The sequence below is a fragment of the Streptacidiphilus albus JL83 genome (genome assembly GCF_000744705.1).
GTDB classification, from domain to species: Bacteria; Actinomycetota; Actinomycetes; order Streptomycetales; family Streptomycetaceae; genus Streptacidiphilus; species Streptacidiphilus albus.
In genome coordinates, this window is the sequence record NZ_JQML01000001.1 from 7,077,106 (window position 1) to 7,102,537 (window position 25,432).

The following is a 25,432-nucleotide window of genomic DNA, read 5'->3' on the forward strand; positions in this document are numbered from 1 at the left end:
CCGCGTCCGGACCCGCCACCGCCCCCGCGTCCGCAGCCGAGCACAGGAGCTCCATGTCCGCCTCCGCGCCCCCGGCCGCACTGGCCGGCCCGCTCGCCGGTACCGAGGTGTGCCGGCTCACGGTGGTCGGTCCGGCCGGCCGCGCCGACCTCGCCGTCCCCGTCGCGACCAGCGTCTCCGTGCTGATCCCGGTGCTGCTGCGGCAGGTCGCCGAGGCGCCCGGGGAGCGCGGTCGGCCCTGGGTGCTGCAGCGGCTCGGCGAGGACCCGCTCGACCCGGACGGCACGCCCGAGAGCCTGGGCCTGCACCACGGCGACGTGCTGCACCTGCTGCCCGCCGAGGTGCCGCTGCCCGCCCTGCACTTCGACGACCTCGCGGACGGGGTCGCCCACGTGATCAGCGGCCGGCCCGGCCGCTGGCGGCCCGAGGCGACCGGGCGGCTGGCACTGGCGCTGGGTGCACTGACCCTGGTGGCACTGGCGGCGGCGCTGCTCGGCGCGGGCCCCGGCGCGACCGCCGCCGGCTGCGCCGGGGCGGTCGCGCTGCTGCTCACCGCCGGTTCCGCGGTCGCGGTCCGGGCGGCCGGTGCGGCCGGCGGCGGCCCCTCCGCCGTGGCCGGTCTCGGCGCCCTCGGCTTCGCCGCCCTGGCCGGACTGACGCTCCGCCACGGCCCGCACGGCGACTACGCGCCCGACCGGGTCGGGGTCCTGGTCGCGGCGGGCGGCGTGGCGGCGGTCGCGGCCGTCCTGCTGGCGCTGCGGGCGCTGCCCGCCGTGCTGCCGGGGACCGCGCTGCTGACCGCGCTCGCCGCGGCGGCCGGAGCGGGGGCGGCCGAGGCGGCGCGCTGGGACGGCGGACGGGCGGCCGCCGTGGCCGCCGTCGCGCTGTTCGTCCTCGGCCACTTCGGCCCCCGGCTGGCCCTGCGCGCCGCCCGGCTGCGGGTCCCGGCACTGCCGCACAACGCCGAGGAACTGCAGCAGGACATCGACCCGGAGCCGCTGGAACGCGTCGAGCAGCGGGTGACCGTCGCCAACACCTGCCTGGACGCGCTCAGCCTGGCCTCCGGACTGGTCTACGCCGCCGGCTTCTGGGCGATGGCGCACGCCGACGGCTGGATCGGCTGGGCGCTGCCGCTCGCCTTCGCCGGCGCGGTGCTGCTCCGCTCGCGCGGGCTGAGCGGCACCCTCCAGCGGGTGCCGATGGTGCTGGCCGGGGTGCTCGGCCTGGTGCTGCTGCTGATCGTCCGGGTCGCCCCGGACGGCACCGGCGGCCGGGTCGCCGTCCTCGCGGTGCTGCTCGCCGCCGCCGGGCTGCTGCTGCTCGGCGCCCTGCGGCTGCCCAGCGCCCGGCTGCTGCCGGTCTGGGGCCACAGCGGCGACCTGCTGGAGAGCGCCGCGACGGTGCTGCTGCTGCCGCTGCTGCTGCAGGCCCTGCACACCTACGCCTACCTCCGCTCGCTGGCCGGCTGAGGGGCGGGCGGCACCGATGCAGACCCGGAAGGACCACCTCCAGGCCTACCGCTTCGCCATGGGCCGGCTCGCGACCGCACTGGTCAGCGGCGACCCGGGACGGGGCGAGAGCCCGACCAAGCGGGCCGCGCTCGGCACCTTCCTCGGAGCCGGGCTGGTGGTGCTGCTCTGCGTCGGCTTCGGCGTCTACGGGATCATCTCGCCGCCCACCAGCGCGAGTTGGCGCACGCCGGGCTCGATCCTGGTGGAGCAGGACACCGGCAGCCGCTACCTCTACCTCGGCGGTGAACTCCGGCCGGTGCTCAACTACGCCTCGGCGCTGCTGATCGAGGGCAAGGGCGCCACCGTGCGCGACGTCTCGGCCGCCTCGCTGGGCCGGACCCCGCACGGCTCGCCGGTCGGCATCCCCGGTGCGCCCGACTCGCTGCCCGCCGGTCCGGGGCTGCTGTCCGGGGCCTGGACCCGCTGTCTGCGGCCCGACCTCTCCGGCGGCCAGGTGGTGGACTTCGCCCCGGCCGGCCTCACCTCGGCCCTGCCGTCCGGGCGGCAGCTGCTGCTCAGCGGACCCGACGGCCGCCGCTACCTGCTCTGGCAGGGCGTCAGTTACCCGGTGCCGTCCGACTCCACGCTGATCGCGCTCGGCCTGGACGGCGACCAGGCGGTGGCCGCCCCGCAGAGCTGGCTCGCCGCGCTGCCCACCGGCGTTCCGCTGGCCGCCGCGCCGATCGCGGGCAGCGGGCACCCGGCCGGGCAGGTCGCGGGCCGGCCGGTCGCGGTGGGCCAGCAGTTCGTGACCGCCGAGGGCGGCGCCGACCACGACTACGTGATGACCTCGGCCGGCATCGCCCCGGTCGGCGCGACCGAGTCGGCGCTGCTGGCCGCCCGCCCCGGCGCGTCGGCGATCCGGCGGGTGGACGCCGCCGCGCTCGCCTCCGCCACGGCCGGGGACAGCGGGAGCGCGCCGGGCGGCAGCCTGCCGGACGTCCTGGACGCGCCCGCGTTCACCGCGCCCGGCCAGGTCGTCTGCCTGCGGCAGAGCTCCGACGGAGCCGCGCTGACCACCGCCGTGGTGGTCGAGCGCGGCCAGGCCGCCACCGGTGGCCGGAGCGTCCTGGTCCCGCCGACCGGCGGCGTACTAGCGGTCGACCAGCAGCAGTTGGCGGCGCAGGTGTCCGACCCGCAGACCTACCTGATCACCGATCAGGGCGTCGCCTACGCACTGGGCGACGAGCAGGCCGCGCCGACCCTGGGACTGTCCGGGGCGGCCACCGTCGCGCTGCCCCCCGCCGTCCTGGCCGCGCTGCCGCAGGGGCCGGTGCTGGACAGCAGCGCGGCCGACGCCACCGTGAAGGGCGGGTGACCCGGATGGCCATCGGAGTCAGGCCGGAGCGGACCGCAGGCGCGCCGCTGCGCTGCCGCCCGGCCGGGAACGCGCTGCTGATCCACCCCAAGGGCGGTCCCGACCCGCAGGCCCTGGCCTTCGCCGCCGGGCTGGCCGCCGACCACCAGCACACCCTGGTCGTCGTCGACCTGCCCTTCGGCGCCCTGGACGACGCGGGGGAGCGGATCGCCCGGCTGCTCGCGCCCCACCCCGGCAGCCTCCGGCTGGTCTTCGGCCGGGCCACCCCGCAGCAGGCCCGCGCCGCCGGACAGCAGATCGCCGACCGGCTCGACCGGCTGGTGCTGGCCCCCGACGGCGAGGTGCTGCCCACCGCCGGCGGCGGCCTCTTCATCCCGGCCGACCACGGCTCCGGCTGGCTGCGGCTGCGCCCGGGCCGCCCGCCGGAGCGCGACTCGCCCCGGTTCCCCAAGCCGATGTGGGAGTTCTCCACCCTGGACCGCCCCTGGGAGACCAGCCCCCACGGCGTGGTCGAGGCGGTGCCCAGCGGCGTCTGGGTGCGCAGCGCCCACCCCCGGGAGCCGGTCAGCGGCTGGCGGCGGCTGGTCGACAGCGTGCCGAGCCACCCGAACATCCTCACCGTGGTCCTCGGCAGCCCGGGCGGCCCGGCGGTGCCGCTGGCCGACGTGGTCCGGCTCTGGGGCACGCTGCTGCACACCGCGCGCTCCTGGGTGCGCTTCGTCCACTTCGGTCCGGTGCTGCTGCCCGAGGGCAGCGTCTCGCTGGGACAGGAGCTCGCCGACGCGGTCCAGCAGCAAGTGGTCCTCTACGCGGGCATGCTGACCGAGGAGGGCGGAGCGCCCGGCTCGGCCGTGGTGCGCGGACTGCGGGAGGACGGCTCGCCCGGCTGGCTGCCCTTCGCCTCCGAACTGGTCTACGCGCCCACGGCCGAGGGCGCCGAGCCGCGCCCGCCGCTGCTGGCCGGCCTCCGCGTCCCGCTGCCCGGCGTCCCGGTCCTCGGCCCGGGGCTGTACGAGTACACCGCCGACGCCGTGCTGGAGGTCCTCCAGTGCGGACTGTGGATCCGCCCGGCGGCCGAGCCGGCCAACGGCGACGACGTCCGACGGCTGCCGGCCGGTCCGGGGCGGCCGGTGATCCTCTACGACCGGAGCAGCCCGCAGGGCGCGGAGCGGATGCACGCCCTGGCCCAGGACCTGCTCTGGCGGCTCGACCCGCTCAGCCGCGGCGCCTTCCGGATCGCGGCCGCGGACGCCTCCGGCCTCGCCGCCACCGTCGGCGACGAGGAGGGCTGGTCGCTGCCGGAGCCGACCGCCGACAGCTGGAAGACGGTGCTGGCGGCGCGAGCCGCGTACCGTCGCCCCGCGCACGAGGCGGTGTGGTCCACCCCCGCGACGCGGACCGTGCCGGCGGCACCGGTCGCGGTGACGCCGGTCGCGGTGACTCCGCCGGAGGAGGCATCGGAACAGCAGTTGGGAACGGTCGTCGAGGCGCAGTCGGGCCGGACGGCGGCGTACCCCGCGACGGACGACAGCCCGATCGGGCAGACCGCTGCCGGGACGGCGCGGCGGCAGGAGGCGGCTCCGTCGCTGCCGACGCTGACCGCCGGGCCGGAGCCGCTGCCGCCCACCTGGTCCGCGCCGGAACCGCAGGAGCGCGCCCGGACCGAGTCCGGCCGGAGCGAGTCCGCCCGGACCGAGGAGCCCGCTGTCGCAGCGGGCGCACCGGGCCCCGGCGTGGCCGTGGCCGGGCCGCCCGCACCGGCTGCCGTTCCGGAGCGGACCGAGGAGGAGCGACCGGTCTCCGGCCCCCGGACGCCGCAGCCGGAACCACCCCGTGCGGAGCCCGCCCGCCCCGTCCCGCCGCCCGCGCCGTTCCCGGCACCCGCGCCGTTCCCGGCGCCCGCGCCGTTCCCGCTGCCCGGGCCGTTCCCGGCGGCGTCGCCGGTGCCCCGGCCACGCCCCGGCCGGCCGCGCCGCCGCTGCCCGTCTCGGCGTTGCAGGCGGCACCGCCGCCCGCCGGGTCGACCGGGCCGACGCCGACCCTGGTCCCGCGCGCGATGCTCGCCATCGGGGCCGAACCGCCGACCGCGCCGGGTCCGGCGCCCGACCCGGTCCCGGGGCCGGTCCCTGGTCCGGTCCCTGTTTCGGTCCCTGTTACGGTCCTCAGTCCGGTTCCCGGCACGGGCATCGGCGGTGGAACGCCGCCGCCGACCCCGGACAGCACACCCGCGCCCCCTGAGTCCGGCGCGTCCGGCGAGACGTCGCCCACCCCGTCGGCGCCGCCCGTCGTCGCGCCTGCGCCGGCGCCCGCGCCGCTGCCGCCATTGGCCTCCCTCGGCATCCCCAGCATCCGGATGGAGTCCGACGCCCCCGCGCCGGAGCCCGCCCCGACCCCCGGGCCACCGTCCGCCGACCCTGCCGCCACGCCTGCCGCCACGCCCGGCGTCACCCCCGCCGCCGCGCCCGCCCCGGCCGCCCGCGCCGGCGCGGTGCGGGTGCAGCCGGTGCCCAAGGGCGCGGCCTGCGCCGTGCCCCCGGCGCGCGGGATCGACAAGGAGCGCGAATGGGTCCGGCGCACCTTCAGCTCCCAGTACAACGCGATCGCCGGGACCGTCTCCCGGGTGATGTCGGAGTCGCCCGGACTGCGCGGCATCTCCCGCGCCGTCGCCGCCGACGCGCTCACCGACCTGGTCGCGGTCCGGCTCTACCTCTCCGGGGAGAGCGCCGCCGTGGACGCCGCCGTGCGCGGAGCCACCGTCGGCTCGCACGTCCCGCTGGCCCGCTGCGTGGCGTCCGGGCTGCGCCGACTGCCGTCCTTCCGGGGGACGGCCCTGCTGCGGGCCCGGATCGCTCCGGCCGAGCGGGCCTGGTACCGGGAGGGGCGGCTGGTCACCGAGTGGGGCTTCTGCACCGCCCGGACCGAGGCCCACCCCGCGCCCCAGGGCGGCACCGACTTCCTGATCTGGTCGATGACGGCCCGTCGGACCAACCTGCTCGACCCCTCCGTCCCGGACCGGGTGCTGTTCCTGCCCGGCACCGCCTTCAAGGTGCTGCGCGCGGCGGGCGACGAGGGGGACCGGCCGCTCGTGCTGCTCCGCGAGCTCTCCGCCTCGGAGATCGCCGAGGACGGCCGGGTCGACGTCCAGCGGGTGCCGCTGGACGAGATCGCGCTGGAGAGCCTGGAACGGTCCATCGCCTCGCCCGTCCTGGACGACGGTCCGCGCGCGGCGGAAGAGACGGCCGCCCCGGTCGCCGCTCCGCCCGGACTGCTCCTCGCGCCTACCGAGGGAGTGAAGTCGTGAGCCGCCAAGTCCTGCTGGTGTCCCCGGAGCGGGCGGGGGCCTACCGCACCATCGGTGCGGCCCTGGCCGACGCCGTCGAGGGCGCACTGATCACCGTGGCCGCCGGCCAGTACCGGGAGGCGCTGGTGATCGCGGTCCCGGTCACCCTGGCCGCCGAGGACGTCGGCGGCGCGGGCGGCGGCGTGCGGATCCACTCCGCCTCCGGCAGCACGCTGGTGCTCAACGCCGAGGCGGTGCAGCTCTCCGGACTGCACCTGTCCGGCGCCGACCGGGAGGCGCCGGTGCTGGACGTCCGGCGCGGCCAGGCCGCGCTGGACGGCTGCGGCGTCTCCGGCGAGGCGTGGGCGGCGGTGCTCGCCCGCCAGGACGGGGTGCTGGCGCTGCGCGGCTGCCGGGTGACCAACAGCCAGGGCGCGGGGATCGTGGTCACCTCCGGCGGCGCCAACGTGGTCGAGCGCTGCGAGATCACCCAGGTCGGCTCGTCGGCGGTGGTCGTCGCCGAGCAGGGACGGCTCACCGTGCGCGACTGCTCCTTCGAGGGCACGCGCGGCAACGGGATCTGCGTCAACGGCCAGGGCACGGCCCTGGTGGAGTCCTGCCGGATCGACGGCAGCGGCAAGCCGGCCGTCGCGGTCGAGCAGCAGGGCCGGGCGGACCTGCGCCGGGTCACCGTCACCGGCAGCACCGTCCTGGACGCCTATCTGACCAGCCGGGGCGAGACCTCGCTCACCGACTGCTCGTTCGCGGGCTCGGGCGGCGGCTCGGTCCATGTCGGCGGCGGGGCCGCTCCGCTGCTGCGCGGGTGCACCATCACCGGGGCGGCCGGCAGCGGGGTGCAACTGGCGGCCGGGTCCCGGGCACGGCTGGAGGACTGCACGATCGCCGACACCCCGGTCGGTCTGCTGGTGGAGGAGGGCAGCGAGGCCGACTGTTCCGGACTGACCGTGCGGGGCGCGACCACGGCCGCCGTCCGGGCCTCCGGCGCGGCCGGAGTGAACCTCCGTCGGTCGGCGATCGCCCTGGCCGCGCCGGGCAGTGGCATCGAACTGGCCGACCGCGCGGGCGCGCAGCTCACCGGGGTGCGGCTGACCGCCGACGGCGGCACCGGGCTGGCGCTGGACGGCGGCGCCCGGGCCGAGTTGGCCTCCAGCACGGTGCAGGGCTGCGCCGTCGTGGTCGGCGCCGAGTCCGAACTGACGGCCAAGGAGAGCGAGTTCACCGGCTCGGACACCGACGGCATCCGGGTGGGCGGCGGGGGCGCACTGCTCGCGGTCGGCTGCCGGATCAGCGGTGCCCGGCGGCACGGGGTGAACGTGCAGGCCTCCTCGCGGGCCGAGTTGGACAACTGCACGGTCTTCGACAACGCCGGTGACGGCGTGCGCTGCAACACCGACGAGCCGGTGCGGGTGCACGACTGCGAGGTCCGCGACAACGGCGGCCGGTCAGTGCACCAGCTCAAGGCCGACAGTCGGCTCTCGGTCGAGCGGTTGGAGACCGGCGGAGAGCAGCGGTCCGACGGCTCGGCCGCCGCACCGGCGGCGGCCCCGGCCGCCGTCCCCCCGGCGCACTCGGGCACCGGCCCGCTGGCGGACCTGGAGGCGCTGGTCGGACTGGAGAGCGTGAAGCGCGAGGTCACCGGGCTGATCAACCTCAACAAGATCACCCAGCGGCGGCAGGAGATGGGTCTGCCGATGCCGCCGATGAGCCGCCACCTGGTCTTCGCCGGTCCGCCCGGCACCGGCAAGACCACCGTCGCCCGGCTCTACGGCGCGGTCCTGGCCGAGCTGGGGATCCTCAGCAAGGGCCATATCGTCGAGGTCGCCCGCGCCGACCTGGTGGCCCAGATCATCGGCGGCACCGCCATCAAGACCACCGAGGTCTTCAACAAGGCCCTCGGCGGGGTGCTGTTCATCGACGAGGCCTACACCCTGACCAACCAGTCGCGGGGGAACGGCCCGGACTTCGGCCAGGAGGCGGTCGAGTCGCTGATGAAGCTGATGGAGGACCACCGGGACGAGATCGTCGTGATCGTGGCCGGGTACTCCGCGCAGATGGACCAGTTCCTCGCCTCCAACCCCGGTATGGCGTCCCGCTTCTCCCGTACCGTCGCCTTCCCCAACTACAGCCCGGACGAGCTGGTCACCATCGTCCGGGGGCTCTGCGCCAAGCACTACTACCAGCTCTCCGACAGCGCGCTGGCGGCGCTGAGCCGGTACTTCGAGGAGGTGCCGAAGGGGGCCACCTTCGGCAACGGGCGGGTCGCCCGGCAGATCTTCGAGGAGATGATCAGCAAGCAGGCCTCCCGGCTGGCGGCCGGACCGCCGCTGGACGACAGCGACCTGTCCACGCTGACCGGGGACGACGTGCTCACGGTCGCCCCGTCGGAGGGTGCGGCGGTCTCGCCCGTTGACGCCGCCGCCGAGGAGAAGCGGCAGGCCGAGCTGCCCGGGCTGCGCGCCCTGGCGGCGATGACGGGCCTCGACGACGCCCGGCGGACGCTGCGGACCCGACTGGAGAGCCTGGCCCGGATGCGACAGGCCGGCGAGCCGACCGAGGGGCTGGCCAACGTCGTCCTCCAGGGCGCGCAGGGCAGCGGTCGGCGGGCGCTCGCGCAGGTCTACGGCCGCTGTCTGGCCGAGCTCGGGCTGCTGTCCACCGGTGCGGTGCGACGGGTTCCGCTGTCGACGGTGCCGGTGCGCTGGGCCGAACAGCCGCTGTTCCGGCTGGCCTCGGTACTGGAGCAGTGCGAAGGCGGGCTGCTGTTCGCCGAGTTGGACGCAGGATTCGCCGGCCGCAGCGCGGCCCAGCGGAGCGCCGTCCTGGACGCGCTGGCGCGGCTGTCCGAGCGTCCGCACGGCGCGGCACTGGTGCTGGCCGGCAGCGGGCCGGAGGTGATGGAACTGCTGGGCGAGAACGCCGATCTGGCGGCCGCGTTCGCGGACTACGTCGAGCTGGCCGACTACACCGCCGAGCAGGCAGTGCTGCTGACTGATCGTCAACTACGCTCCTTCGGTTTCCGGCTGGCCGAGGACGCGGCTGCCGCGCTGGCCGCCGACTTCGCCGAACACCAGCCGCAGGGCGGGGCGTTCGCGGTGCACCGGATCGCGGAGCGGATCGCCGCCACGGCCCGCTCGCGCACCGTCACCGCCGCCGACCTGCCGCGCCCGCCGACCTCCGCGACCGTGCCGGACGGCGCGCGTCCGGCGTCCGGCCCCCCGCCGGGGGTCGCACCAGTCCACCGCCCGGAGTCCGCACCGCTGGTGCGGTCATGACTCCGGTCGGCGGTCCACCCGACGGGAGGCGGAGACGCCGCCTCCCGGACGACGGCCGGCCCCCGGCCGGCCAGCGACGAAGGGAAACGACATGGCTCTGACGTCAGTCGAACTGCAGGGAATGACCGCCGCCCAGAGCAGCTTCCAGAGTGCCCTGGACGAGGCGACCAGCTCCTACGCGCAGATGGACGGCCAGATCGAGGGACTGCAGGCCAACTGGACCGGCGACGCCGCCCGGGTCTACACCCAGGCCATGGGCCAGTGGCTGGAGGACTTCAACACGGTCAACCAGGCGCTGCGGACCATGCTGGAGAAGCTGTCCGCCAACACCAACGTGTACGCGAACACCCACGAGAACACCCAGCAGACGGCCAACCAGGTCGCGCAGGCCATCGGTTCGGGCAACGTCGGCGGCCTGGCCGGCTTCCCCTCCTGACCCACCGACCCCACCGCGCTGGGACCCACAGCGTGCTGAACCCCACGAAGGAGCCACCGGCATGACCACCTACACCGTGCAGATGGAGCAGGTCGACTACATCGTCGGCGAGATGAACTCCATCACCCAGCGGATCAACCAGACCCTGGCCGAGCTCGACTCCCAGTCGAAGATCAACCTCCAGGAGTGGAGCAGCGACGCCCAGCAGACCTACGCCGTCGTCAAGGCGCAGTGGGACTCGGCCGCCGCCGACATGACCGAGAAGGCCGCCACCGCGACCCAGCTGCTCGGCAGCATCAACGAGTACTACTCCAACGGTGAGCGCCAAGGCGTTCAGCTCTGGGGCTGATGCGCCATGCCTGCCGTCTACGTACCGCCCAAGAAACCGCCGCATGTGGCACAGTCCTACGGCGGCGGCACGACGCTGCCCGCCGGTCAGGGCACCTTTGAGAACCCGAACCCGGTCACGCCGCCGAGGGTTCCCTCCTCGTCCGGCTCCGGCAGTCCGGGTACCTCGGTCGACACGCCGTCGATGGACACCTTCGCCGACAACATCGACCTGCTGATCGCCCCCACCAACACCGCGTCCACCACGCTCGGGGACGTCGACGTGGAGCCGGGGGCGTTCTACCACGCCAACAAGATGCGCACCTCCGTCAACGGCCCCAACGCCGACGACGGACTGAAGGAGCAGTACATCAAGGTCCTCTCGGACCTGGGGCAGGGTCTCGGCGACCTCCGTGACGGGGTCCGGCAGCTCAGCCAGAAGTACCGGACGATCGAGGACGCCAACACCATGACGGCCACCGATCTGCAGACCGCCATGGATCTCTCCCAGGGCGACTTCAGCACGATGATGACCGACGCCGGCGGTACCGGCGGCAGCAGTTCGGGGCCGAGCGGCACCTGAGCGGAGCCGAACGGCCGGGCTGCCGGCCACCGGCCGCGCCCGTACCCGGGGCGCGGTCGGTGGCCGGCGCCCGCCGCAGGCGCGGTAGGCGACAACGAGAGTGGGGGCGGGTCATGAGTAGCGGTACGGACTACAACAGCAACGGGTTCAACCAGGGGGGCGACGGCACTGTCTTCGGCGACCCCGGCTCCGATCCGGGTTCCGTCTCCGACTACGACACCTGGGACTGGAAGCAGATCGAGGCCGCGATCAACGGCATGTCCGCGGGCGTGGACAACAGCAGCAACCAGTCCCATGCCGAGTCGGTGTCCGACCCCAACTCGCTGCAGACCGCCGCCAACGCCTTCTACTCGGTCCAGGAGACCCTGAGCATGATCGCGCAGAGCCTGTCGGACCAGGCCGCCGCGCTGGCGGGGCCCAACGGGCCGTGGACGGGCGATGCGGCGGACTCCTTCGTCGACATGATCAACACCTTCTCCAAGCAGGTCACCGCCGCCGCCAACGTGCTCTCCGGCGGCTCGGGCACCCACTCCGTCCCGCAGCAGCTCGCGGACAACGCGGTGAACCTGCAGAACGCCCAGACGAAGATCTCCGAGATCGACACCTGGTACGCGAACCAGGCGACCCTGATGGGCGTCCAGCCCATGAGCAACGGGCTGATCCCGATCAGTCAGAAGCCGCAGCTGGTGCAGATGATGACGGACGACATGCGGGCCGTCCTCAAGAGCCTGGCCGGTGAGTACCAGGTCACCATCGACGCCGTCCGTTCACCGGAGCCGATCACCTCGCCCGGGGACAACAACCCCGCCGACACCAACGACCCGAACGACCCGGACTCGGCCGACGACCCGGCCCTGCTGGACCAGGGCGCCCTGACCGACGCCGGCCTGTCGCCCGAGACCGCTGCCTCCCCCTTCCCGCTCAGCGATTCGACGGACGGGTCCGGCGACCCGCTGAGCCCGGCCGAACTGGACTCGGCGGACGCCCTGGACCCGGCCGGCCTCAGCCCCACCGGCCTCGACCCGGCCGCCCTGGACCGGGCCCTCAACCCCTCGGACGCCGCGCTCGACGACCCTGCGGCCTTCCCCGGCGGGACGGGCGTCGGCTCCGACGGCGGACTCGGCGGCCTGGACGACGGCGGACTCCCGCTGGGCGGGATCACCCCCAGCGGCTTCAACGGCGGCACCGGAACCGGCGGGACCGGCAGCCTGCCGCTCGGTGACGAGCTCGCGGCCGACCCTGGCACCTGGTCGGACACCCTGCCCGCCGACTTCCCCGGCAGCACGGGCACCGGCGGCGTGGGCAGCCTGGGCGCGGACGACGGGCTCGGCGCCGGTGACGGGCTGGGCGCGGGTGACGGCCTCGGCGCCGGCCTGGGCAGTGGCCTCGGCGACCCGGCCGCCTTCCCCGGCGGGCTGTCGACCGAGTCCGGCCTGCCCGAGGGCGTATCGGGCTCGGCCTTCCCCGGTGGGACCGACACCGCCGGCAGCGGTGCCGACGGCGGGATGCCGTACATGCCCGGCATGGGCGGCTCGGGTGCCTCCGGTGCTGGTGCGGGCGGTGAGCGCAGCGACGCCTCCGGCCTGCTCGACAGCAACGGCGAGCCCTGGACCGGGTCGCCCGACACCGGCGACGAGGTCGGCTCGCCGCTGGGCACGGACGCCGGCGGCGAAGGACTGGGCGGACTCCCGCTGGGCGAGAGCGGCACCGCCTTCCCCGGCGGGACGGACACCGCCGACGGTGCGGCCGGCGACGGCGCTGCCGGTGACGGGATGCCGTACATGCCCGGCATGGGTGGCTCGGGTGCGTCGGGCGCGGGCGCGGGTGGCGAGCGCAGCGACGCCTCCGGCCTGCTCGACAACGAGGGCGAGCCGTGGACCGGCTCCCCGGACGCGGGCGACGAGGTCGGCTCGCCGCTGGGCGCGGACTCGGGCGGCGAAGGGCTCGGTCTTCCGCTGGAGGGCGAGGGCGAGGGCGAGAGCGAGGGCGGGCTGCCGACGGCGACCGGCGCCGAGGGCGCCGAGGAGGCCGGTGACGGGATGCCGTACCTCCCGGGCACGGGCGGTTCGGGCGCACCGGGCGCGGGCGCGGCCGGCGAGCGCAGCGATGCCTCGGGCCTGCTGGACAGCAACGGCGAGCCGTGGACCGGCGGGCCGGAGGCGGGCGAGGAGGCCGGCTCGCCGCTGGGCGCGGAGACCGGAGGCGTGGGACTCGCCTTCCCGGAAGGCGGGACGGCGGCCACGGCCGAACCCTCCGCCGAGGACGGCGGGATGCCGTTCCTGCCCGGCACCGGAGCCGCCGGCGGTACCGCCGCCGAAGCCGGGGCCGAGCGCAGCGATGCCTCCGGCCTCCTGGACACCGACGACGACGCCTGGAGCGGCGAGATCGACGCCCCCGACGGTGCGGAGGCGGTCAACAGCACCGACCACCCCGGCTCCGAGCCGGCCGCCGCCGAGGCCGCGTTGGGCGAGGTACTCCTGCTGCAGGCGGCCGTCGCGGCGACCCCCGTCGGGACCACCACCGGACCGGAGGTCCTCCCGGACGAGGAGGAGACCGCGCTGCTCCCCGACGACCGGGTGGCGGTGATCGTCCAGGAGAGCGGTGGCGAGCACGACGAGACCTCCGGCTGGGACCTGGCCGGTGAGGCCCTCGTACCCCTGCTCTGGGGCCTGACCGGCGAGGACGAGCGCGAGGTCAAGGTCACCGGCTACGGCACGGAGGAGGACGAGACCTGGTCCGAGTACGGCTCGGCCGCGACCACCGCCGGTGCCGCACTCCGCACCGAGCCGGACGAGGACGCCCCGGCCTGGGCGACCTGGCGGCCCAACCGCACTCCGCTGCCCGGGAGTTCGGGCGCAGCCGGATCGGCCTTCCCGGGCGGCGCGCCGCTGTCCTGCGCGGCGGGCTCCTTCGAGGAGTTGGAGGAGGAACCGGCGGCGGACGAGGAGGAGCCGGAGGAGGCCGGAGCCGGCCGCAGCATCGCCGACCTGCTGGTCCAGGACGGCGACACCTGGGGAAGCACGAGCGGGGCGGACGACCGCGCCGCCTTCTGACGGCACCGTCCAGACACTCGAACACGCGAAAGGGAACGCGGCCGGATGAGCAGCACACCGTACGACCAGGGCATCGAGGACCTCCTCGCGCTCTATCAGCAGCAGCGCGCCGAGGTGGCCGAGACCCGGCGCCGGATCAACGAGGTGACCGGAACCGCGACGGCCCCACGGCAGACCGTGAAGGTGACGGTCGGCGCCCAGGGCGACGTGACGGCGATCGAGTTCCCGACCGGGGCCTACCGCCGGATGGCGCCGAAGGAGCTGGCGGACGCGATGCTCGCCGTCATCGCCCAGGCCCGCGAGAAGGCGATGGAGCAGGTGGCCGAGCTGACCGAGCTCGGCCTGCCGTCCGGAGTCAGCCCGGCCGACCTGCTGCAGGGCAAGGCCGACCCGACCGTGCTGCTCCCGGAGACACCCGCCATGCCCGACTCGGTCCGCGACTACATCGACAGCGGCCGCCCCGACGGCCCGCGCGGCACCTCGCGGTGACGCGTCGCGCCCCATCCCCATCCCCTTCCCTTGCCGCATCCGTCCAAGGAGGTTGCCTTGCCCAGTAATTCGTTCTCGGTGAACACCGACGGCCTGCACAACCAGATCCCCTACATGCAGGAGTTGGCCGAACAGGTCCGGGGCATCGGAACCGGTCTCCAGGCGCGGATCGAGGAGTTGGGGGACTGCTGGGGCGACGACGACACCGGCCAGCAGTTCTACAACCAGTACGCCACCCCCCGGGACCAGATCCTGGAGGGAGTGAGCGGTACCGGCGACGTGCTGGACAGCACGGCCGACGGCATCAAGACGATGGCGACCCAGTACCAGCAGCTGGAGGACGAGAACGTCTTCGCCGTCCGGCAGTTGCAGCCCGGCGACAACAGCGGCCCCGACGACCCGGACGGGCCCGGCCGGGGGTACGAACACGAGTGAGCATCAATCTGCCCCCCGAGCTGGACTGGGTCGCCAAACTCGCCGTCGGCCAGAACTGGCCGCAGGGCGACGAGGACAAGATGCTGGCGCTGGGCGACGCCTGGAACGATGCCGCACAGCAGTTGGCGAACGTCACCAGCTCCATCGACCCGGCGACGAGCGGCGTGCTGTCGAACCTGGGCGGCTCCGTCGCCGACCAGTTCGAGTCATTCGTCCAGCAGTTGCAGTCCAACATCCCGGCCATGTCCCAGACTTCGGGACAGTTGGGTGATTCGGCGCGCAACACCGGGGTGCAGATCGAGTATGCGAAGTACATGATCCTGGCCCAACTCGTCTGGTTGGCAGCCGAGATCGTGCAGTTGATGTTCTGGGCCCCGGAGGCGGTCCCGGTCGCGGTCACCTCGGCGCGGCTGATCGTGCAGCTGATCCTGCGCCGGCTGTTCACGTCCATCGTCAGCGGCATCGCTTTCATGGTCGGCATGGACGTGGTGATTCAGAGCATTCAGATGCTCAAGGGCGACCGCACCCAGTGGAGCCTGCAGAACACCCTGTCGGCACTGGAGAGCGGGGCGATCGGCGGGGCGATCGGCGGGGTCTTCTCGGGCGCGGGTGAGGCGTTCGTCCCCAAGTTCGCCGGCTCGCTGCTGGGAAAGGCCGCGATCGGCGGCGTGACCGGAGTCGTCAGCACGGTCGCCATGGACGGAATCTTCGGCGGCAACGGCGACTTCGGCGCGTCGCTGAGCGCGGGCATCGTCGGAGCGGTCACCGGGGGCGGCGGCGGAAAGCGCCGCTTCGGCGGGGGCGACGACACCGAGGTCGACGACCTCGACCTGCACCTGCCGGACGAGCCGGACCTGGACCTGAAGCTGCCCGACCTCGGCGACGTCCGGTCCCCTGCGGCCCAGGACATCGGCGGCAGCCTGCTGCACAGCGACGCCCCGGAGGACTTCCCCGACACGTTCTCCGACAGTGCCTCCAGCAACGACTCCAGCACCGTCTCCGACCCGGCCCGCACCGACGTCGCCGACGACGAGTCGGACACCGTCGAGCACGGCGCGGGCGCGGTGTCGACCGTGCCCGCCGTCAGCACGTCGTCGGTCTCGGCTCCCGCCCGAACTGTCACCAGTACCGAGGGCACCGGCAACGCCGAGGGCACGGGCCACGTGCAGACCGAGACCGGGACCCCGACCCAGACCGTGACGCAGACTCAGACAGTGAGCAGCACGGGACAGCCGGCCCCGATCAGCGAAGCCCACAACTCCACTGTCGACGGGAACGAGACGGTTTCGAGCTCGCCGGTCCAGCAGACGGTTTCCACGCCGACGCCCGTCCACCAGCAGGTTGGTGGCTCCGACGTGGAACAGCAGCCGGAACCGGTGGAGTCGCAGTCGTCCCTGCCGAGCAACCTGCCGACGGAGTCGACGTCCACGCCGCCCACCTCCGTCGCCACGGGGCAGGGCCTCCCGGGCCCGACGGTCGAGCACCAGAGTCCGCCCGAGACGGCCCTGCCCGTCCAAGGCGTGACGCCACAGCCGACGCACACCGTCACCGAGTCCCCGGCACCGAACCAGTCCACGAGTCAGCCGTCGACGAACCAGGGGCAGCCGGTCCTCACCGGCGGCGATCAGACTCGGTCGAACTCGAACCTGACCTCCGCCCCGACCTCGTCCACGGAACCAGTCGTCCACACGGAGACGCCACCGACGACGGTGACGACCGAGTCGACCCCGCATGTGCCCACGTCCACGTCCACGACGACGACCGCGACCGAGGCCGTGCCTCCGGTTGTCCAGACGCACGAGTCGACGGTTTCGGACGTCACCACCAACCACAGCGAGCCGCCCGTCGTCGAAGAGCAGTCGACGACCCCGCTGCCGACGACCCCGCTGCCGAAGACCACGCCGCCGACCAACGCCACGTCGCCGAGTTCTCCGCAACACCCGCTGACCACCGACTCGTCGGCGACGCCGGGAGGCGGCACGCCGCTGCGGGAGGCCTCGTCCTCCACCACGCCCCCGGACACGCACGTGGTCGACAACGATCCGCTGCCGACGACCGAGTCCGACAGCACCGTCACCCCGCAGACCGAGACCGCACTCCCCAAGGAGTCCGAGTCCTCGGCGATCCAGCCCGCCACCACCCCGGTCACCGGCCAGGGGATACCACCGAAGCCGACCAGGGCTGCCCCGGTCCCCCCGGTCACCCACTCGTCCGAGCAGTCGTCCGTGGAGCCGACCGAGCAGGTGACCGAGTCGGTCACTCCGGTCGACCCCAAGCCGTCGACCGAGGCCGTCACCGTCACGACGGTCACCGATCCGCCCCCTGTCACGGACAGGACCGCGTCGGCCGAGCACGAGGCTCCGACCACCACCACGCAGACGTCGACCTCCGCCCCCACCAAGGTCGATGAGCCACCCGTCGATCCCGTCGACCAGCACACCGCCACCACGGAGCCGGTGGACAAGCCCGTCGTCAAGCCCGTCGAACCGGTCGTCAAGCCGACCGAGCCCACCGTCCCACCGACACCCGTTGTCCAGCACGCCACCACCGCCACCGATACGACGGCGACCACGCCCACCGTCGCTCCCACGCACACTACGGATCCCACACACACCACGGATCCCACCGACCCCGTTGTGCGCGTGCCCGTGGCCACGCACACGCCGCCCGAACCGATCTGGGCCACGCACCATCTCCACGACCCCGCCTTCGCGCCGCACGACCCCCCGCCTCCGGGCAGCGTGCGCCGGCCGCCGGTCCGCATCACCCAGGACCGGCACCTGGGCGCCTCGGACCTGGTGGTCAGCCTGCACGGCGGGGACGACGCCGTGGTCCGCCGAATCGGGGACCTCTTCGGCAACGCCCTCGGCGACGACCGGGCGGGGCAGACCATCGCCGGCCACTTCTTCGGCGACGCCAACGTCAAGCCCCGGCTGTCCTCGCTGTCGCGCGGCGACGTCGTCTCCGCGCCGTTCAAGGCCAAGGGGTGGTCCGGCAAGGTCACCATGAAGGTGGAGGTGGACGAGCACCTCTACCTCGCCGATACGAAGAAGAACATCGAGTTCGAGGGCGGGACCGAGCAGCAGATCGTCCTCGGCCGGACCGGCGACAGCCGCTGGCGGTTCTTCGGCGGGCTGTCGACCAAGTTCAAGTTCGCGCACCACGGCGGCGACCTGACGATCCCGCCGACCTACACCTACGACCGGATGACGGGCAACCTGCGGACCGGCGGTGGGCGCACCATCGCGCGCGGCAAGACCACCGAGGCGGGCTCGCTCTTCGGGGCGGGCTTTCGGCTGACCCTCGACTTCTCCGACGTCACCCGCCACGGATCGCACTTCGAGATGGGCCCGGACGGCAGTTCGCACTCGATGGACATCGGCGCCACGGTGGCCGTCCCCAAGCGGGACACCTCGGATGCGACCGGTGTGGCCACGCCGCCGGCCAAGCGGTTCGCGCCGCCGCAGCGGATCGTGGACAGCCACCGGATCGGCGGCTCGGACATCGTCCTCGACGTCTCGGCCGACCGGCGTGCCACCCCGGGCGGTCCGATCACCACCCGGGGGGTCGACTCGGTGCTGTCCGACGTCGACCAGGAGGGCCGCCGGGTCTTCGGCTCCGGCTGGCCGTCCGTCCGGAAGCAACTGGGCTCCGACCTCGACCTCGGGGAACTCCAGTACCGGCTCAAGGGATTGATGTCCGGCGACCGGATCCGGATCGAGGTCCCCGGCGCCGCCGGCATCCGGAACGTGGTGGAGATCCACGCCTCCGTGCGGACCATGCAGCACTCGGGCAACACCGAGACGACCGAGTTCAACGTCGGTACCGGGGTGATCCGCTCCGAGACCGGTCAGCGCACCCGGAGCCATCTGCTGCAGTTCTCGACCACCGGCAACGGCACCAAGTGGCTGCCGGGACTGTTCGGCGGCACCGCCTCCGAGCAGCGCGGCAGGGACGCGGTGAGCCTGTCGGGCGCGACCAAGGAGGTGACGGTCACCACCAAGCTCAAGGCCCCGGGGGCGGTCTTCGACGGCGAGAGCACCCTCCACCTGGACTTCAAGCAGATGTTCGGCAATCGGGTGATCCGGCAGGGGCAGCCGACCTCGCACGTCGACTTCACCACCCTGGTCGAGCAGAAGGAGGCCCGGGACCTCGCCACCAGTCCGAACCCCGAGCCGGCCCGCAAGACCTGGGCGGCCGGCAGCACGGTCGCCGCCCCGCCCGACCACGTCTTCGGCGCCCCGCGCCCCACCGCCCCGCGCCCCACCGCTGCACGCCCCACCGCTGCACGCCCCGGCGGAGCCGCGACGGGGGCACGCGGCACCGGCGGTCGGTCGACCGGCCCGGGGGGGAGCCGACGGAGCGACGGGCCGACCGGCCTGGGCGACACCGTCACCACGCGAGACCTGGGCGACGTCACCGCCCTCCACAACGAGCTGGACCGGATCGGTCGGCAGCAGCTGGGCAGCGACTGGGAGGACATCCGCGAGGACGTCTTCGACACCTTCAGTCACACCATGCTCGCCTCGCACCTCACCTCGATGACGCGCGGACTGACCCTGGAGACGCCCGAGCTGAAGTCGGCGCTGCTCAAGCACGGGATCAAGGTGTCGGCGACCGCGCGGGTCGTCGAGATGGAGTACCGGCGGAACGAGGCGAAGAGCGAGCTCAACCCGGTCCAGGAGAGCAGTACCTTCGAGTCCGACCGCACGGTGTTCTCGAAGAACCACGCCGGTACCGGGACGGGCGGCGGCGAGGTGGACCTGGACCACGGCGGCGGCGATGTGATGGACATCCAGGGCTCCTACAGCCACCAGCGGCGCAACCGCATCGGCTGGCGCTCCGGCGCGAACGGCAAGGTCTATGCGAACGGCAAGTACAACCAGCCGCAGGCCATCTTCCGGTCCAAGGTCGAGATCGACCTGAGGCTCAGCCGGGGCGACGACAGCGTGGACGCGACGGTGCCGATGGACGCGGAGTTCAGCCTGGACTCCCGGGACACCCTCGCGCACCAGCTGCAATCGGAGGGCCCGGCCGTCTTCACCCGCCCGAACCCGACGCCCGTAGCGGCGACCGCCCACCCCGCCACCGCCGCCCACAACGCCACCACCGGTACCACTGGTGGTACCGGGACCACCGCGCACGGCGGCGCCACCGGCACCGATCCCGCCGATCCGGCGCAGCCGCACGACCCGAACGCGCCCACCACCGCCGCGGTCACCCCCGCCGCTGGGCCTCCCGCGCCCTTCGCCGCGCGGACACCGCCGCCGACGACCCACACCGCGCCGGACCGGATCCGGGTCAACGGCCGGATGGGTGCCTCGGACGTCCTGCACAGCCTCGGTCCGAACGACACCAGGCTGCTGCACGAGGTGGAGCGCACCATCGTCCAGCGCTTCGGCGGCAAGCTCCCGGACGACCTGCACATGCAACTGCGGCAGGACCTGGACCCGTTCGCGCTCAAGGGGCGGCTGTCCCAGCTGTCGCGCGGCGGCGCCATCACGGTGAAGGTGGACACGGGCGGCGTGCCGGGCCTGCGCGGCACGATCACGGTCCGGGCGCGGCTGCGCAACTTCACTCACCAGGAGACCGTCGACAGCTTCGAGTTCGAGCTGGGCAGCCAGTACCGGACCACCACCGGCATCTCGCGCGACCACCGCGACCGCAATATCTTCGGCATCCCGGTCAAGGTCAAGGTTCCGCACACCCAGATCAGCGCGTCCTACACCCGGACCCTCGACTCCGCGCGCAGCCTGACGGCCGATCAGGCGGGCTCCACCGCGAGCCGTGGCAAGACCACCGAGCCGGCGGGCCTGTTCACCGGGGACGTCGACTTCACCGTGGACTTCGACCTGAAGAAGGGGCTCAGCACGCTGGAGGGCGGCCCCACCACGGTGACCCTCGACCACACCACCGTCGCCGTGCCGCTGCGCGACGCACCCGCGCCGGGCGCCACCACGGTCAAGCCGGTGGCCAGGCCGACCGCCGTGCCGAGCCGGATCGAGTCCACCCAGCGGCTGGGCTCCTCGGACATCGTCACCAACGTCTTCCCGGTGCACGCCGCCACCGACGGCCGGACGCCGTTGGAGGTGACGGTGGACCAGGTGTCCGCCACCGGACGAAGCGCCCTCGGCGGCGACTGGCCGGGCATCCGGCAGAAGATCATCGCCGCACTGGACGGCGACAAGCTGCTGCCGATGCTGAAGCCGATGATGTCCGGCGACGAGATCGTCATCCAGCACGGTCGCAGCGAGGTCCGGATCAGCTCGTCCGTGGACCGGCTGAAGCAGACCGGCGAGACCGCGCAGACCGAGTTCAACATCGGCACCGGAAACCAGCGGTCCTACGCCCGCGCGGAGGACGACGACAGCGGGGCCAACGGCAGCCGGAGCCACACCGTCGCGGCCTCGGCGCTGGCCACGACCAACCCGTTTCCCGACGGCGTCGCCCTGGTCGCGGGCGGCGGCGGCAGCCACGGGTGGGGCCACGACGACACCCGGGCCATGGCCGACTCGGCGTCCACCGGCATGGCGACCAAGACCAAGCTGGAAGGGATCACCGCGACCGGCCAGGCCCAGCTGCGCTTCACGATGACCCGCAAGCCGCTGGTGGGCATCGGCGGCAAGGACCGGATCGTGCCGGAGCCGATGTCCCAGGCCTTCAAGGACCGGCTGGGCGCGGGCGCGCAGGGCTTCGGCGGGGACGGACGCGCCCCGCAGCCGGTGCGGGTACTGCCGCCCGACGCCCCGCTGCAGGACCGCTTCTCGGCCTCGGCCGCTGCGACCGGCAAGCAACTCGGGGACCTGGGAAGGAACTTCTCCCGCCAGGTGAGCAGCGTGGTGTACGGCGACCACAGCAGCGTGATCCGCTCCATCCGCCGCCTCGGCACCCCGAAGCGGACGTCCGCAGTGACCGAGATCGGCTTCGAGGCCACCCTCCAGCGCTCGGAGGCGCGCCCGACGACCGGGGACCAGCCGACCGAGTTCGTCGCCCGGCCGGCTCCGGCCGGACCGCAGCCGACCGTCCGCGCCCCGGGCGGCGTCGTGGTCACGGGGGACCACACGCCGCCGACGGACGTCCCGGTCCGGGTGCCGCCGTCACGGGTCTGGGACGGCGGTCTGCGCGACATCGACGTCACCCGCTGGGTCGGCGACAGCTCCGGCATCCAGGACATCCTGCGGGTACGTGGCCCCAAGTTCTTCGGCGCGCGGACCTGGGCCCGGATGAACGACCTGAGCCGCCGGACCGTCGGCCACAGCCAGCTGTCCGCCGACTTCAACGCCGCGACCCGGGGCAACGACCTGAGCACGCCCACGCCCGGACACCAGTTCCCGGCGTCCAAGACCCAGGTGGCAGCGTCGGTGAAGCTGGTCAGCCTGGAGTACCAGACCAGCGACTCCAAGGTCGAGCTTGCCCCGTCCAACGAGACCGGCGGAGCGGTGCGTCACACCGCGCTGGACTGGAGCACCTGGAGCGGCCAGGCCCAACTCGGCTTCCAGGCCGACGCCGGCACGGCCGAGGCGACCACCCTCGGGACCGCCGGCATCCAGCACCGGGGCCGCACCGGCTTCACCTCCGACGAGGGCGGCCGGGTGATCGCGAGTGCGAAGTTCAACACCCCGATGGCCCGCTTCACCGGCCACGCCGAGGTGACCCTGACCTTCCGGGACGGTGACCGACAGGTCCAGGAGAAGGGCATCGTCCCGGTCACCATCGACATCCCGGAACACGAGACGACCTCCGGCCTGGTGAGCAGCGACCACTACCTCCGCTTCACCCCGGCGGGCCGCGATGGCACCCCCGTCCCCCTGGTCCGTACCCCGGCGCCCGCCGCCGGCGTTACGGCCACCACGCACGGCAGCGCCGTCGTGAACTCCACGCACGGCACGGACCCCTCGACCACGGGTACTGTTCCGGATTCGAGTGCGGTGACGACGTCGAGTTCGGTCAAGCCGCTGTCTGCCGCTGATGTTACGGTCACCACGCATGACACTGCCGTCGTGAACTCCACGCGCGACACGGACCCTTCGACCACGGGCACTGTTCCGGATTCGAGCGTGGGTACGACGTCGAGTTCGGTCAAGCCGCTGTCTGCCGCTGACGTTACGGTCACCACACATGACACTGCCGTCGTGAACTCCACGCACGGCACGGACCCTTCGACCACGGGTACTGTTCCGGATTCGAGCGTGGGTACGACGTCGAGTTCGGTCAAGCCGCCGTCTGCCGCTGACGTTACGGTCACCACACATGACACTGCCGTCGTGAACTCCACGCACGGCACGGACATCTCGACGGACGCCGAGAGTCGGGCCACGAGCACTGTTCAGGATTCGAGCGCGGGCCCGAAGCCGAGTTCGGTCAAGCCGGTGCCCTCGTCCCCGAAGGTGCCCGCAGGGGAGGTGCCCGCAGGGAAGGGGCCTGCCGGTGGGTCGCACGAGGCGTCGCCCCACTCCTTCGCCCCCGTCGACAGATACGTGGACCGGAGCTGGTCCCAGGGCGTAGCAGGGGATGGCTTCTGCCTTCTCAACTCGATCCACGTCAGCGACCGCGACTGGGTCGAGACCAGGGACGGCTACAACAATCTGAGCACCGCTGCGACGCCCCCGGCCCAGCGGCTACGGGCAGTGGTCCTCGACTATCTCGACCGCACGCCGGTCAGGGAACTGCCGGCGGAGATCCAGGCGTCCGTGCGCCTGCACAGGAACGATTCCGAGGGGATCGACGGTCTGAGCGACAGGGAGCTGATCAACCGGATCGTGGCGACGGACTCCCACCCAGGCCTGACGGAGGGGTGGTTCCGCGAGGGGCTGCGGTCCCTCCCGCACAACCAACTGGTCGACCGGGTCGTGCGGTCGCGGCCTCTCACCGAAGACGACCGGGTGGCTCTCCGCAGGCTCGCGGAGCGTTGGAACAACACCTGGTCGACCGACCAGGCCGACGCCTTCCCGTCGCTGGCCGCCCATGCCCTGGGCATCCGGCTGGCCATCTACCGGGACCAACAGGATGCCGAGGGCCTGAGGCATTTGAATGCCGTCGGTCCGGAGAACGGGCATGAGATCTCGGTACTCCACAACGGGTTCAACCACTACGACGCCATTGTCCGGCCCCGTACAGCGAGCCGGAGCACCACGACCGACGCACCGACGGTGCCGAAGCCGACCACCAGCAGGCCCAGCACCAGCACGCCCAGCACCAGCACGCCCAGCACCAGCACCGCCCGCCAGCGGCCGCAGCAGAACGGCAACCGCGTGGCCGTGTCCGGCCGCCCGTACCAGCGGCCGGTACCACCCCACCGGCCGACGCTCGATCCACTGCCCGAGAACCAGGGCGAGTCCTCGTACGAGATGGAGGACATGCCCTACACCGGCAAGGGCAAGGAGCCGATGTACAGCAGCCAGCCCCTGGCCACGCCTCCCCGCATCCAAGCCGTCACCGAGACGCCGAACCGTGGGACCACTTCGACGTCGACCAGTGTCCCGGCGAACCGGCCGGTTGACCGGCCGGTGACGCCGAAGCTGCCTCCGGAGATCGTCAAGACCGACACCGTCACCGGGACGACGAGCCAGGAGAGCACCTCCACATCGACCGACGTTCCGGCGACCCATCAGGCAGACATCCCCGAGCCCGTCCCGACGCCGGCCCGTGATCCGCTGCACGATGCCGTCACCCCGCCGCTGCCCCCGGTGACCACCAACACCGGCACGACAACCCTGACCACCCACACCGCGCCGCCCACCCGGACCACTGACGATCAGAGCCCTGTCGAACCCGTCGAGCCCGTCGAACCCGTCGAACCGTCATCCGCTCCGACCGTCCCCACGCCGTTGGTCCAGCCCCTGGCCCCGGTGAACCAGCCGCACCAGGTCACGCCGCCGGTCACCCCCACCCATCGCTCGGAAAGTCTCACCGACAGCCCGGAGTTGTCACCGACCCCGCAGTTCATCACCCTCGCGCACACGGCCCCGAGCTCTCCGGTCGGCTATGGCGGCCCGGGGGAGTGGGGGCCGCCGGCCTCCCACAGCGGGCCTGCCTCGCCCACCTCGCATCACGCCCCGCCACCGGCAACGCACCTCGGCCACGACGACGTGCTCGACCAACTGGTGATCCCCTCCCCACACGAATCCGCCCCGGTGGTCGACCAGGTCGTGCACCAGGAGGTGGAATTCGAGGAGGGATCCACCGATCTGACTGAGGATCAGCTCGCGTCGATCCGCACGGCGGCCGCGCAGGTCGCCGTATCGAGCGTGCAGAGCGTCCGCAGCGGTGGAGACACACCCGACGTCGTCATCGAGGGCCACGCCGTCGTCGAGCAGAACGGCCTACCGCACTTCGGCCGGTCGATGCAGCTGGGCCGGAGCCGGGCCCAGTCCGTGGCCGAGTCGTTCACCAGCGCCCTCAGCACCCACCTGACGGACCTGCAGACCGCGACCGGCGGGGGCCCGCCCGTCGCGGCCGACGACATCAACGTGATCGTCCGCTCACGCGGCAGCCAGCCACCCCCGTCCACCTCGACACCACCGCCGCGCACGCCCAGCCCCGACCGCGTCACCATCAACGTCGAGCTACCACCGCTACCCCCGTCCCCGGATACAACCGAGGACGCTGTCTGAGTTGGGTCCCCTCGGTCGCCACAGCATCCGGCTTCCACAGCCGTCACTCAGCGAAAACGCCGATCGCGGATCGGAGTCGCTCACTGAACAATCC

At 73.4% G+C, this 25,432-nt stretch carries 12 protein-coding genes; all 12 read left to right on the forward strand.

Going from position 1 to position 25,432, the window contains the following annotated elements:
• Positions 1 to 53 precede the first annotated feature (53 nt).
• The gene (eccD, locus tag BS75_RS31150; RefSeq protein ID WP_034090634.1) at positions 54 to 1,469 is read left to right on the forward strand and encodes a type VII secretion integral membrane protein EccD; all 1,416 of its coding nucleotides are present in this window, start codon (positions 54 to 56) and stop codon (positions 1,467 to 1,469) included.
• Positions 1,470 to 1,485: 16 nt separating this feature from the next.
• Positions 1,486 to 2,829: a type VII secretion protein EccB gene (gene eccB / locus BS75_RS31155; RefSeq protein WP_034090635.1), complete on the forward strand. Its 1,344-nt coding sequence runs from the start codon at positions 1,486 to 1,488 to the stop codon at positions 2,827 to 2,829.
• A 5-nt stretch (positions 2,830 to 2,834) separates the two neighbouring features.
• Positions 2,835 to 5,453, forward strand: coding sequence for a hypothetical protein (locus BS75_RS45000; RefSeq protein ID WP_156164305.1), 2,619 nt, complete (start codon positions 2,835 to 2,837; stop codon positions 5,451 to 5,453).
• On the forward strand, positions 5,357 to 6,130 hold the full coding sequence (locus tag BS75_RS48665) for a hypothetical protein (RefSeq protein ID WP_156164306.1): 774 nt from the start codon (positions 5,357 to 5,359) through the stop codon (positions 6,128 to 6,130). Before BS75_RS45000 ends, BS75_RS48665 begins: the two co-directional genes overlap by 97 nt.
• On the forward strand, positions 6,127 to 9,402 hold the full coding sequence (locus BS75_RS31175; protein ID WP_052069826.1) for a right-handed parallel beta-helix repeat-containing protein: 3,276 nt from the start codon (positions 6,127 to 6,129) through the stop codon (positions 9,400 to 9,402). Before BS75_RS48665 ends, BS75_RS31175 begins: the two co-directional genes overlap by 4 nt.
• A gap of 91 nt (positions 9,403 to 9,493) precedes the next feature.
• Positions 9,494 to 9,838: a WXG100 family type VII secretion target gene (locus tag BS75_RS31180; RefSeq protein ID WP_042439904.1), complete on the forward strand. Its 345-nt coding sequence runs from the start codon at positions 9,494 to 9,496 to the stop codon at positions 9,836 to 9,838.
• A gap of 61 nt (positions 9,839 to 9,899) precedes the next feature.
• Positions 9,900 to 10,187 carry a WXG100 family type VII secretion target gene (locus BS75_RS31185; RefSeq protein WP_034090638.1) on the forward strand — a complete coding sequence of 96 codons (288 nt, stop codon included), beginning with the start codon at positions 9,900 to 9,902 and terminating at the stop codon, positions 10,185 to 10,187.
• A 45-nt stretch (positions 10,188 to 10,232) separates the two neighbouring features.
• Entirely contained in the window at positions 10,233 to 10,748 is a 516-nt protein-coding gene (locus BS75_RS31190) for a hypothetical protein (RefSeq protein WP_042439905.1), read from the forward strand.
• A 113-nt stretch (positions 10,749 to 10,861) separates the two neighbouring features.
• On the forward strand, positions 10,862 to 13,801 hold the full coding sequence (locus BS75_RS45005) for a WXG100 family type VII secretion target (protein WP_052069827.1): 2,940 nt from the start codon (positions 10,862 to 10,864) through the stop codon (positions 13,799 to 13,801).
• 45 nt (positions 13,802 to 13,846) lie between these two features.
• Positions 13,847 to 14,290, forward strand: a complete 444-nt coding sequence (locus BS75_RS31200) for a YbaB/EbfC family nucleoid-associated protein (RefSeq protein WP_034090640.1) — start codon at positions 13,847 to 13,849, stop codon at positions 14,288 to 14,290.
• A 57-nt stretch (positions 14,291 to 14,347) separates the two neighbouring features.
• On the forward strand, positions 14,348 to 14,725 hold the full coding sequence (locus BS75_RS31205) for a WXG100 family type VII secretion target (RefSeq protein ID WP_152646126.1): 378 nt from the start codon (positions 14,348 to 14,350) through the stop codon (positions 14,723 to 14,725).
• A complete protein-coding gene (locus BS75_RS31210; protein WP_034090642.1) occupies positions 14,722 to 25,338 on the forward strand; it encodes a WXG100-like domain-containing protein in 10,617 nt (3,538 codons plus the stop codon). Before BS75_RS31205 ends, BS75_RS31210 begins: the two co-directional genes overlap by 4 nt.
• Positions 25,339 to 25,432 lie beyond the last annotated feature (94 nt).